This is a genomic window from Enterobacter bugandensis (assembly GCF_900324475.1).
Classification (GTDB): Bacteria; Pseudomonadota; Gammaproteobacteria; order Enterobacterales; family Enterobacteriaceae; genus Enterobacter; species Enterobacter bugandensis.
In genome coordinates this window covers 4,474,295-4,486,317 of the sequence record NZ_LT992502.1, presented here as the reverse complement: position 1 = coordinate 4,486,317, position 12,023 = coordinate 4,474,295, and the positions used below count along the sequence as shown (strand labels likewise).

Annotated in this window: 12 protein-coding genes; 10 read left to right on the top strand and 2 right to left on the bottom strand. The window is 56.3% G+C overall.

Annotated features, from left to right (window positions below; genetic code table 11):
• The first annotated feature begins 99 nt into the window (after window positions 1–99).
• Window positions 100–2,361, top strand: coding sequence for a 5-methyltetrahydropteroyltriglutamate--homocysteine S-methyltransferase (metE, locus tag DG357_RS21760; protein WP_088204707.1), 2,262 nt, complete (start codon window positions 100–102; stop codon window positions 2,359–2,361).
• Window positions 2,362–2,404: 43 nt separating this feature from the next.
• Here the strand turns inward: metE and DG357_RS21755 are convergent, their stop codons facing one another.
• Window positions 2,405–3,211 carry a dienelactone hydrolase family protein gene (locus tag DG357_RS21755; protein WP_047366706.1) on the bottom strand — a complete coding sequence of 269 codons (807 nt, stop codon included), beginning with the start codon at window positions 3,209–3,211 and terminating at the stop codon, window positions 2,405–2,407.
• Window positions 3,212–3,466: 255 nt separating this feature from the next.
• Between DG357_RS21755 and udp the strand changes: the two genes are divergently transcribed.
• From udp to tatD, 9 genes are all read left to right on the top strand, one after another.
• Window positions 3,467–4,228: a uridine phosphorylase gene (udp, locus tag DG357_RS21750; RefSeq protein ID WP_003860792.1), complete on the top strand. Its 762-nt coding sequence runs from the start codon at window positions 3,467–3,469 to the stop codon at window positions 4,226–4,228.
• 139 nt (window positions 4,229–4,367) lie between these two features.
• Entirely contained in the window at window positions 4,368–5,825 is a 1,458-nt protein-coding gene (gene rmuC, locus DG357_RS21745) for a DNA recombination protein RmuC (RefSeq protein WP_088204708.1), read from the top strand.
• A 66-nt stretch (window positions 5,826–5,891) separates the two neighbouring features.
• Window positions 5,892–6,647: a bifunctional demethylmenaquinone methyltransferase/2-methoxy-6-polyprenyl-1,4-benzoquinol methylase UbiE gene (gene ubiE, locus DG357_RS21740; RefSeq protein WP_028014779.1), complete on the top strand. Its 756-nt coding sequence runs from the start codon at window positions 5,892–5,894 to the stop codon at window positions 6,645–6,647.
• Window positions 6,648–6,660: 13 nt separating this feature from the next.
• The gene (gene ubiJ / locus DG357_RS21735; RefSeq protein WP_028014778.1) at window positions 6,661–7,266 is read left to right on the top strand and encodes a ubiquinone biosynthesis protein UbiJ; all 606 of its coding nucleotides are present in this window, start codon (window positions 6,661–6,663) and stop codon (window positions 7,264–7,266) included.
• Entirely contained in the window at window positions 7,263–8,903 is a 1,641-nt protein-coding gene (gene ubiB, locus DG357_RS21730; RefSeq protein WP_028014777.1) for a ubiquinone biosynthesis regulatory protein kinase UbiB, read from the top strand. Before ubiJ ends, ubiB begins: the two co-directional genes overlap by 4 nt.
• Window positions 8,904–8,979: 76 nt before the next feature.
• Window positions 8,980–9,234, top strand: coding sequence for a Sec-independent protein translocase subunit TatA (gene tatA, locus DG357_RS21725; protein ID WP_013099238.1), 255 nt, complete (start codon window positions 8,980–8,982; stop codon window positions 9,232–9,234).
• 3 nt (window positions 9,235–9,237) lie between these two features.
• The gene (gene tatB / locus DG357_RS21720; RefSeq protein ID WP_028014776.1) at window positions 9,238–9,780 is read left to right on the top strand and encodes a Sec-independent protein translocase protein TatB; all 543 of its coding nucleotides are present in this window, start codon (window positions 9,238–9,240) and stop codon (window positions 9,778–9,780) included.
• A gap of 2 nt (window positions 9,781–9,782) precedes the next feature.
• A complete protein-coding gene (tatC, locus tag DG357_RS21715; protein WP_028014775.1) occupies window positions 9,783–10,553 on the top strand; it encodes a Sec-independent protein translocase subunit TatC in 771 nt (256 codons plus the stop codon).
• A gap of 41 nt (window positions 10,554–10,594) precedes the next feature.
• The gene (tatD, locus tag DG357_RS21710; RefSeq protein ID WP_088204709.1) at window positions 10,595–11,377 is read left to right on the top strand and encodes a 3'-5' ssDNA/RNA exonuclease TatD; all 783 of its coding nucleotides are present in this window, start codon (window positions 10,595–10,597) and stop codon (window positions 11,375–11,377) included.
• On the opposite strand, the gene rfaH is transcribed toward tatD, so the two are convergent.
• Entirely contained in the window at window positions 11,374–11,865 is a 492-nt protein-coding gene (gene rfaH / locus DG357_RS21705; RefSeq protein ID WP_020882871.1) for a transcription/translation regulatory transformer protein RfaH, read from the bottom strand. The genes tatD and rfaH overlap by 4 nt on opposite strands.
• Between the last annotated feature and the right edge of the window lie 158 nt (window positions 11,866–12,023).

The following is a 12,023-nucleotide window of genomic DNA, read 5'->3' as shown; positions in this document are numbered from 1 at the left end:
GCCATGAACATTTTGCGCTTGAGGAATATACAGTACCTGCCAATTATAGATGTGTAAACATCTGGACGTCTAAATAACAAATTTCACAAGGGGCATACCATGACAATCCGCACTCACACTCTCGGTTTTCCTCGCGTTGGCCTGCGTCGCGAGCTGAAAAAAGCGCAAGAAAGCTACTGGGCGGGCAACGCCACCCGTGAAGAACTCCTGGCGGTGGGGCGGGAGCTGCGCGCCCGTCACTGGGATCAGCAAAAACAGGCGGGTATTGACCTGCTGCCGGTGGGCGATTTCGCCTGGTACGACCATGTTCTGACGACCAGCCTGCTGCTGGGCAACGTGCCGGCTCGTCATCAGAACAAAGATGGATCGGTGGATATCGACACCCTGTTCCGCATCGGCCGTGGCCGCGCGCCAACGGGTGAGCCAGCGGCAGCGGCGGAAATGACCAAGTGGTTTAACACCAACTATCACTATATGGTGCCGGAGTTCGTCAAAGGTCAGCAGTTTACGCTGACCTGGACGCAGCTTCTGGACGAAGTGGATGAAGCACTGGCGCTGGGCCACCAGGTGAAGCCCGTATTGCTGGGGCCGGTAACCTACCTGTGGCTGGGTAAAGTGAAGGGCGAACAATTTGACCGCCTCAGCCTGCTGAACGATATTCTGCCGGTCTATAAGCAGGTGCTGATTGAGCTGGGCAAGCGCGGCATTCAGTGGGTGCAAATCGACGAACCCGCGCTGGTGCTGGAGCTGCCGCAGGAGTGGCTCGATGCCTTCAAACCGGCGTATGACGCGCTCACCGGCCAGGTGAAGCTGCTGCTGACCACCTATTTCGAGGGCGTGACGCCGAACCTCGACGCTATCACCGCGCTGCCGGTTCAGGGCCTGCACGTTGACCTGGTTCACGGTAAGGACGATGTCGCAGAGCTGCACAAGCGCCTGCCTGAGGAGTGGTTGCTCTCCGCCGGTCTGGTCAACGGCCGTAACGTCTGGCGCGCCGATCTGACCGAGAAATACGCCCAAATTAAAGACATCGTCGGCAAACGCGAGCTATGGGTGGCATCATCCTGCTCGCTGCTGCATAGCCCGATCGATCTGAGCGTGGAGACCCGTCTCGACCCTGAAGTGAAAAGCTGGTTTGCCTTCGCCCTGCAAAAATGTGAAGAGCTGGCACTGCTGCGCGATGCGCTTAACAGCGGCGATACGGCGGCGATTACCGACTGGAGCGCACCGATTCAGGCGCGTCGTCACTCGGCTCGCGTGCACAACCCGGCGGTAGAAAAACGTCTGGCGGCCATCACCGCCCGGGACAGCCAGCGTCAGAGCCCGTACGAGGTACGTGCCGAAGCCCAGCGCGCCCGCTTCAATCTTCCCGCGTGGCCGACCACGACCATCGGTTCATTCCCGCAAACTACCGAGATCCGCGGCCTGCGTCTGGACTTCAAAAAGGGCAATCTGGACGCGAATCATTACCGCACCGGCATTGCGGAACACATCAAGCAGGCGATTATCGAGCAGGAACGCCTCGGGCTGGACGTGCTGGTACACGGCGAAGCCGAGCGTAACGACATGGTGGAATACTTCGGTGAACACCTGGACGGCTTCGTCTTTACCCAGAACGGCTGGGTGCAGAGCTACGGCTCCCGCTGCGTGAAGCCGCCGGTGGTCATTGGCGACGTCAGCCGTCCGGAACCGATCACGGTGGAGTGGGCGAAGTACGCCCAGTCCCTGACCGACAAGCCGGTAAAAGGCATGCTGACCGGCCCGGTGACCATTCTCTGCTGGTCGTTCCCGCGCGAAGACGTGACCCGTGAAACCATCGCCAAACAGATCGCCCTGGCGCTGCGTGATGAAGTGGCGGATCTGGAGGCGGCGGGGATTGGCATCATCCAGATTGACGAACCGGCGCTGCGCGAAGGTTTGCCGCTGCGCCGCAGCGACTGGGATGCTTACCTGCAGTGGGGCGTGGAAGCATTCCGCATCAACGCCGCAGTGGCGAAGGACGACACCCAGATCCACACCCATATGTGTTACTGCGAATTTAATGACATCATGGATTCGATTGCCGCGCTGGATGCAGACGTGATCACCATCGAGACCTCGCGTTCAGACATGGAGCTGCTGGAGTCGTTTGAAGAGTTCGACTACCCGAACGAAATTGGGCCGGGCGTGTACGACATTCACTCCCCGAACGTGCCGAGCGTGGAGTGGATTGAGGCGCTGCTTAAAAAAGCCGCTCAGCGCATCCCGCAAGAACGCCTGTGGGTAAACCCGGACTGCGGCCTGAAAACCCGCGGCTGGCCGGAGACGCGTGCGGCGCTCGCCAACATGGTGAAGGCGGCGCAGAACTTACGTCAGGCTTGATGACGCGCAGGCCCGGTAAGGCGCAGTAGCCCCCGGGCTTTTTTTATGCTTTCTTCCCACCGTACTGGCTAAACCATGCCAGCATTCTCTGCCAGCCATCTTTCGCGGATTCCGCGTGATAGCTCGGACGATAATCGGCATTAAACGCGTGTCCGGCATCGGGATACACCACGATTTCGGCCTTCGCGTTCGCCGCCCGCAGCGCGTGGCGCATCGTCTCGACGGTATCAAGCGGAATGCCGGTATCCTGGCCACCATATAGCCCTAACACCGGGGCATTGAGATCGGTAGCGATATCAACCGGATGCTTCGGTGAGTTCAGCGTCTTTTCGCCCACCAGTTTGCCGTACCAGGCAACGGCGGCTTTCAGCTGCGGGTTATGCGCGGCATACAGCCAGCTAATGCGTCCACCCCAGCAGAAACCGGTGACCATTAAGCGGTGCGGGTCGCCGCCGTTGCGCGCCGCCCAGCTGGCGACGTGGTCGAGGTCTGCCAGCACCTGCGCGTCCGGCACTTTGCTGACCAGGTTGCTGAACAGCGTCGGGATATCACTGTAGTCATTCGGATCGCCCTGACGGAAGTAGAGCTCTGGCGCAACGGCCAGATAACCCTCCAGCGCCAGGCGGCGGCAGAGGTCGCGAATATGTTCGTGAACGCCGAAAATCTCCTGAACCACAATCACGATGGGCAGCGGGCCGTCTGCTGACTTTGGCCGCGCGTGATATGCAGGCATATTTTCCCCCTGAGAGGGGATGGAGGTCTCGCCTGCCGTAATGGCCTCTTCTGAGGTTGAGACGATAGTTGAAGCATGCGGAGCCGCAGCAGGTGCAAATCCGGTTTTTTCAGTCATGGCATTCTCCGTACCAATGAGTTAGCGCAAAGGTAAATATAGACACCAGGTTAACAACTCACAGTGCCTTAAACGGTCTATCTTTTGTGCAGCACCCGACGATATAACTTGTTAATGTGATGTGAATCACTTTTTGATGGAAATTCAATGCAATCATTTTCATTCATGGTGAGATGTGTCACGAAATTATGCTTACCGCTTCTGTAAAGTACCGTTTTACTTCTTCTGACTAACCGACCCACAGAGGAGTCACCTATGTCTAAGTCTGATGTTTTTCATCTCGGCCTCACTAAAAACGATTTACAAGGGGCTACGCTCGCTATCGTCCCTGGCGACCCAGAGCGTGTGGAAAAGATCGCCGCGCTGATGGATAAGCCGGTCAAGCTGGCTGCCCATCGTGAATTCACCACCTGGCGCGCAGAGCTGGATGGCAAAGCGGTGATTGTGTGCTCTACCGGTATCGGTGGCCCGTCTACCTCTATTGCCGTGGAAGAGCTGGCGCAGCTGGGCATTCGTACTTTCCTGCGTATCGGCACCACCGGCGCGATTCAGCCGCACATTAACGTCGGCGACGTGCTGGTGACGACCGCTTCCGTGCGTCTGGACGGCGCAAGCCTGCACTTTGCACCGATGGAATTCCCGGCAGTGGCTGACTTCGAGTGCACCACCGCGCTGGTTGAAGCGGCGAAATCCGTGGGTGCAACCACTCACGTGGGCGTAACTGCCTCTTCTGATACCTTCTATCCGGGCCAGGAGCGTTACGACACCTTCTCAGGCCGCGTAGTGAGCCGCTTCAAAGGCTCAATGGAAGAGTGGCAGTCTATGGGCGTGATGAACTACGAGATGGAATCCGCAACGCTGCTGACCATGTGCGCAAGCCAGGGTCTGCGTGCCGGTATGGTGGCGGGCGTTATCGTCAACCGCACCCAGCAGGAGATCCCGAACGCCGAAACCATGAAGCAGACAGAAAGTCACGCGGTGAAAATCGTGGTTGAAGCGGCTCGCCGCCTGATCTAGTCCTCCTCTCTGAGATAAAAGGCCGACGCGTTCGGCCTTTATTTTTTGCGTAGCGCCTCGCAGGAAAACCCTTTCAAACTGGACGTTTATACAGCACAATCTTATTTTGTGCGGGTAATACGTTGATGCAGGGGGCGTTGTGGATATCTCAATCCTGATTTATGCGGTAATTGCGCTGGCTGGCGTGGCGATAGGCTGGCTGATATCCAGCTATCAGCATGCACAGCAGAAGGCCGAGCAGTTGGCTGAACGCGAAGAGATCGTCGCCGATTTAAGCGCCGCAAAACAGCAGCTTGCCCTAAGCGACCACTGGCGCGACGAGTGTGAACTGCTCAATAACGAACTGCGTAACCTGCGCGACATCAACACCTCGCTGGAGGCCGATCTCCGTGAAGTGACTACCCGCCTTGAATCCACCCAGCTGCATGCCGAAGACAAAATCCGCCAGATGATCAACAGCGAGCAGCGCCTCAGCGAGCAGTTCGAGAACCTCGCCAACCGTATTTTCGAGCACAGCAACCGCCGCGTTGATGAGCAAAATCGCCAGAGCCTGAACAGCCTGCTGACGCCGCTGCGCGAACAGCTGGACGGCTTTCGCCGTCAGGTACAGGACAGCTTTGGTCAGGAAGCCCGCGAACGCCACACGCTGGCGCATGAGATCCGCAATCTTCAACAGCTGAATGCCCAGATGGCGCAGGAGGCGGTCAACCTGACGCGGGCGCTGAAAGGCGATAACAAAACCCAGGGTAACTGGGGGGAAGTGGTGCTCACCCGCGTGCTGGAGGCCTCTGGCCTGCGGGAAGGGTATGAATACGAAACGCAGGTGAGTATCGAAAACGATGCCCGCTCGCGAATGCAGCCGGATGTGATTATGCGTCTGCCGCAGGGCAAAGATGTGGTCATTGACGCCAAAATGACGCTGGTGGCCTATGAGCGCTACTTCAACGCTGAAGATGACTATACGCGCGAATCGGCGCTGCAGGAGCACATTGCCTCCGTGCGTAACCATATTCGCCTGCTGGGCAGAAAAGATTATCAGCAGCTGCCGGGGCTGCGCTCGCTGGACTACGTGCTGATGTTTATCCCGGTCGAACCCGCGTTTTTGCTGGCGCTCGACAGACAGCCCGAACTGATCACCGAAGCGCTGAAAAATAACATTATGCTGGTCAGCCCCACCACGCTGCTGGTGGCCTTACGCACCATTGCTAACCTGTGGCGCTATGAGCACCAGAGCCGTAACGCGCAGCAGATTGCCGACCGCGCCAGCAAGCTGTACGACAAAATGCGCCTCTTCGTGGACGACATGTCCTCCGTCGGGCAAAGCCTGGATCGTGCGCAGGATAACTACCGCCAGGCGATGAAAAAGCTCTCCTCCGGGCGTGGCAACCTGCTTGCGCAGGCTGAAGCATTCCGCAGCCTGGGAGTGGAGGTTAAACGCGAGATTAATCCGGAATTGGTCGAACAGGCGACAGCCCAGGACGAAGAGTTCCGACTGCGTGAGGGCGGGGATGAACAAAATTCACCCAGCCAGGACAACGATTTAGCGCCGGATTTATCGCCAGACGAGCAGCCAGCGCGTTTCTTTCGCGGTGGTTGAATCGTAGGGCAATTGCGCCCAATCTGTTACACTTCACGAACATTTGACTGATTAGCAGGCTCTGAAATGGTTGACGATTCACAAGACACGACGCACTTTGGCTTTCAGACTGTAGCCAAAGCGCAGAAAGCTGACATGGTGGCCCACGTATTTCATTCCGTGGCGGCGAAGTACGATGTGATGAATGACTTGATGTCGTTCGGCATTCATCGCTTGTGGAAGCGCTTCACCATCGACTGCAGCGGTGTGCGTCGTGGACAAACGGTTCTCGATCTGGCTGGCGGTACGGGCGATCTGACGGCGAAATTCTCCCGTCTGGTGGGCGAAACCGGTCGCGTTGTACTGGCTGATATTAATGACTCCATGCTTAAAATGGGACGCGAAAAGCTGCGTAACATCGGCGTGGTGGGTAACGTGGAATACGTGCAGGCCAACGCCGAAGCGCTGCCGTTCCCGGACAATACTTTTGACTGCATCACGATTTCCTTCGGTCTGCGTAACGTCACTGATAAAGAAAAAGCGCTGCGCTCCATGTACCGCGTGCTGAAGCCGGGTGGACGCCTGCTGGTGCTCGAGTTCTCTAAACCGATTATCGACCCGCTGAGCAAAGCCTACGACGCATATTCCTTCCACGTGCTGCCGCGTATTGGCGAACTGGTGGCAAACGACGCGGAAAGCTATCGCTATCTGGCGGAATCAATTCGCATGCATCCGGATCAGGACACCTTAAAAGCCATGATGCAGGATGCGGAATTTGAGAACGTTGAGTACTTCAACATGACGGCGGGTGTCGTCGCGCTGCATCGCGGTTACAAATTCTGAGTGGAGGTGTCCCGTGCCCTTTAAACCCTTAGTCACCGCAGGCATCGAGAATGTGCTGAATGCCTTCCTGTATCGCGCTCCGGCGCTGAAAGCCGCACGTCAGAGGCTAAACGGGAAGGTACTGCGCATTGTGTTAAAAGAGTTCTCGACGCCGCTCGTGCTGGTTTTCAGCGAACGTCAGCTTGACGTTCTGGGTGAGTGGGAAGGTGAAGCTGATTGCTCGGTCATTACCCATATGAGCGTGCTGCCAAAACTGCGCGATCGCCAGCAATTAACGGCGCTTATCCGCAGCGGTGAGCTGGAAGTGGAAGGCGACATCCAGGTCGTGCAGAACTTCGTTGCGCTCAGCGATCTGGCTGAGTTTGACCCGGCAGAGCTGCTGGCGCCTTTTATTGGCGACATCGCCGCTGAAGGGATCGGGAAAGTTATTCATGGCGGCACGGCGTTCCTGCGCAAAAATCTGCAACGCCAACAGCGTTATGCCGCAGAAGTGCTGACCGAAGAGTGGCGCATGGCGCCCGGGCCGCTGGAAGTTGCGTGGTTCGCAGAAGAGACGGCCGCGGTTGAACGTGCGGTTGATGCCCTAAGCAAACGGCTGGAAAAACTGGAGGGCAAATGACGCCTGGTGAAATTCGGCGCCTCTATTTTATCATCCACACCTTTTTGAGTTACGGGCTCGACGAGCTCATCCCCAAAATGCGTATCACGCTGCCGCTCAGGATCTGGCGGCGGACGCTGTTCTGGATGCCAAATCGCCATAAAGGTCAGCCGCTGGGTGAACGCCTGCGTCTGGCACTGCAGGAGCTCGGCCCGGTATGGATTAAGTTCGGACAGATGCTCTCAACTCGCCGCGATCTCTTCCCGCCGCACATTGCCGATGAACTGGCGATGCTGCAGGACCGTGTCGCCCCGTTTGACGGGGTGAGAGCGAAGAAACAGATCGAGGAGGCGATGGGTAACCTTCCCGTTGAAACCTGGTTTGACGATTTCGAAATAGAACCGCTGGCGTCGGCTTCTATCGCTCAGGTGCACACTGCGCGTCTGAAAGAGAACGGCAAAGAGGTGGTGATCAAGGTGATCCGCCCGGATATCCTGCCGATTATCAAAGCCGACATGAAGCTAATTTATCGTCTGGCGCGCTGGGTTCCGCGTCTGCTGCCGGACGGCCGTCGACTGCGCCCGATGGAAGTGGTGCGGGAATATGAAAAAACGCTGATTGATGAGCTTAATCTGCTGCGTGAATCGGCAAACGCCATTCAGCTGCGCCGCAATTTTGAAAACAGCCCGATGCTCTACGTGCCTGAAGTCTATTCAGACTATTGCAGCCAGAACATGATGGTCATGGAGCGCATCTACGGTATTCCGGTTTCGGATGTGGTGGCCCTGGAGAAGCAGGGAACGAACATGAAGCTGCTGGCCGAACGTGGCGTGCAGGTCTTCTTTACCCAGGTATTCCGCGACAGTTTTTTCCATGCGGACATGCATCCGGGCAATATCTTCGTGAGCTATGAGCATCCTGAGGATCCGAAATACATCGGTATCGACTGCGGAATTGTGGGCTCGCTGAATAAAGAAGATAAACGTTATCTGGCTGAGAACTTCATCGCTTTCTTCAACCGCGACTACCGTAAGGTGGCCGAGCTGCATGTGGATTCCGGCTGGGTTCCGCCAGACACCAACGTCGAAGAGTTCGAGTTTGCTATCCGTACCGTTTGCGAACCGATTTTTGAAAAACCGCTGGCAGAGATCTCTTTTGGACACGTGCTGTTAAACCTGTTCAATACGGCCCGCCGCTTTAATATGGAAGTTCAGCCACAGTTAGTTTTACTTCAGAAAACATTACTTTACGTTGAGGGTGTAGGTCGACAACTCTATCCTCAGTTAGACTTGTGGAAGACGGCTAAACCTTTCCTGGAATCCTGGATTAAGGATCAGGTTGGCCTTCCAGCGCTGGTGCGTTCGCTGAAAGAGAAAGGACCGTTCTGGATCGAAAAAATGCCTGAAATTCCTGAACTGGTTTACGACAGTTTGCGTCAGAGCAAGAATCTTCAGCACAGCATGGATAAAATCGCCCGCGAGCTTCAGTCCAGCCGTGTGCGCCAGGGACAGTCACGCTACCTCTTTGGCATTGGCGCAACGCTGCTGCTGAGCGGTACGTTGCTGCTGATCAACCGTCCTGACTGGCAGATGATGCCCGCCTGGCTGATGGCTGGCGGGGTTGTTGTCTGGCTTGCAGGATGGAGAAAAACGCGCTGAGTTTGCATCGCCATCGACAGGTCGCATACGTATAATGCGACCTGACCAATTAATCATCTATCCCTGAGGAATATGTATGGGTGGTATCAGTATCTGGCAATTAGTCATTATTGCCGTCATCGTTGTGCTGCTGTTTGGCACCAAAAAGCTCGGTTCTATTGGTTCCGATCTGGGCGCGTCTATCAAAGGCTTCAAGAAAGCAATGAGCGATGATGAGAGCAAGCAGGATAAAACCAGCCAGGACGCTGACTTTACTGCTAAATCCATCTCCGATAAGCAGGAAGATGCCAAAAAGGAAGACGCTAAACGCCACGATAAAGAGCAGGTGTAAGTCGTGTTCGACATTGGTTTTAGTGAGCTGCTGCTGGTCTTTGTGATTGGTCTGATCGTGCTGGGGCCGCAGCGTCTGCCGGTAGCGGTGAAAACCGTCGTGGGCTGGGTTCGAGCGCTAAGATCGCTGGCTTCGACCGTTCAGAACGAGCTGGCGCAGGAACTTAAGCTGCAGGAGTTTCAGGAAAGCCTGAAAAAGGTTGAGAAGGCGAGCATGGATAACCTGACGCCTGAACTGAAAGCCTCAATGGATGAGCTGCGCGAAGCGGCGGAATCCATGAAGCGCTCTTACAGCGTTAACGATCCTGAAAAAGCGAGCGATGAAGCGAACACTATTCATAACCCGGTGGTGAAGGACAGCGAAGCGCAGCGTGAGGGCGTGACGCCAGCGAGTGCGGAGCACCAGGCCGCAGCGCCTGAACAAACGCCGCAGGAAACTGAACTGAAAAAACAGGCGCAGCCGGAAGAGCCGGTGGTAAAAGCGGCTGAAGCGAAACCCGCCGCGCCCGTTTCCGAATCATCCCCCTCGTCGAGTGATAAAGCGTAACTATGGCAGTAGATGATACTCAACCGCTTATTACGCACCTGATTGAGCTGCGTAAGCGCCTGTTAAACTGCATTATTGCGGTATTCCTCATATTCCTGTGCCTGGTCTATTTCGCCAACGATATTTATCAGGTGGTTTCTGCGCCGCTGATCAAGCAGATGCCGCTGGGGGCAACGATGATTGCAACAGACGTTGCATCACCGTTTTTCACTCCGATTAAGCTCACCTTCTGGGTGTCGTTGATTGCGTCTGCACCCGTCATCCTTTATCAGGTATGGGCATTTGTGGCGCCAGCACTGTACAGGCACGAACGTAAACTGGTGATCCCGCTGCTGGTCTCCAGTTCGCTGCTGTTCTATATCGGCATGGCGTTTGCCTACTTCGTTGTCTTCCCGCTGGCCTTTGGCTTCCTGACGCATACCGCGCCGGAAGGGGTTCAGGTATCGACGGATATCGCCAGCTACCTCAGCTTTGTGATGGCGCTGTTTATGGCGTTCGGTGTGGCGTTTGAAGTGCCGGTGGCCATTGTGCTGCTCTGCTGGGTTGGGGTAACCACCCCTGATGACCTGCGTAAGAAGCGTCCCTATATTCTGGTGGGCGCCTTCGTAGTCGGCATGCTGTTGACGCCGCCGGACGTCTTCTCACAAACGTTGCTGGCAATACCGATGTACTGCCTGTTTGAGGTTGGCGTATTCTTCTCGCGTTTCTACGTGGGAAAAGGACGCCGGTCGGACGATGAAGACGATGCGTCCGAAAAGACCACTGAAGAGTAAAACCAGCCGCCCGTCAGGGCGGTTGTTCTATGGGGAATCGCATGTTTGATATCGGACTCAACCTGACCAGCTCGCAGTTTGCGAAAGATCGTGACGAGGTGGTTGCGCGTGCTTTTGAGGCTGGCGTAAAAGGGCTGCTCCTGACCGGGACCAACCTGCATGAGAGCGAGCAGGCGCTACTGCTGGCGCAACGCTATCAACACTGCTGGTCAACCGCCGGCGTCCACCCTCATGACAGCAGCCAGTGGACGGCGGAGAGCGCAGAAACCCTGCGCACGCTGGCAAAAACGGCAGAGGTGGTGGCTATTGGCGAGTGCGGGCTCGATTTTAACCGCAACTTCTCCACGCCTGAAGAACAGGAAAAGGCGTTCACTGCCCAGCTTGCGCTGGCGGCAGAGCTTGAAATGCCCGTCTTTATGCACTGTCGCGATGCGCATGAACGTTTTCTCGCACTGCTGGACCCGTGGCTGGATAAACTGACCGGCGCAGTGCTCCACTGCTTCACCGGGTCTCGCCAGGAAGCGCTGGATTGCCTGAACCGCGGTTTGTATCTGGGGATCACCGGTTGGGTGTGTGATGAGCGCCGCGGGCTTGAGCTTCGCGAGCTGCTGCCGATAATCCCGGCAGACCGTTTGCTTCTTGAAACCGATGCGCCATACCTGCTGCCGCGAGATATGAAGCCCAAACCGGCATCGCGGCGAAACGAGCCCGCCTTGCTGGGGCACATTGTTGAGCGCGTAGCGCACTGGCGCGGAGAGGATCCGCACTGGCTTTCCGCGCAGACGGATGACAACGTGCGTCGCCTGTTCGGGATAAACGTTTAAACTTTGCGGAAGTCGGTGTTTTTCACGCTCTGCAGCACCTGCTTGTTCAGCAGATTGAGCAACAGCATGGAGCGCGCTTCACCGTCCGGCTCGGCGAAAATCGCCTGCAGGCCTTCGAATGCGCCTTCGGTAATGACGACGCTATCGCCCGCGTAAGGGGTTTCCGGGTCGGTGATCCCTTCAGGCTGTTGATAAACAGACAGCTGATGAATGACGGTCGACGGAACGGTTGCCGGGTGGGCACCAAAACGAACGAAGTGGCTGACGCCGCGCGTTGCGCTGATGGTAGTGGTGTGGATCACCTCAGGGTCGAACTCCACGAACAGATAGTTCGGGAATAAAGGCTCACTGACGGTTGTGCGCTTCCCGCGCTGCATTTTTTCAAGCGTGATCACGGGTGTCAGACAATTTACAGACTGACGTTCAAGATGTTCCTGCGCGCGCTGAAGTTGCCCGCGTTTGCAATACAGTAAATACCAGGCCTGCATAATCACTCTTTCCCTTAGTTCGGGGCGCAAGCATATCAAAACCCTGGAGGGATCGCTAAGTTGATTATAATGGGGGAAATTCGAACACAGCGGATAAGTTCACGCTAATTTAACAAAATTACAGCATCAAGCAGGCTTACGCCGTATAATGAAGCGCT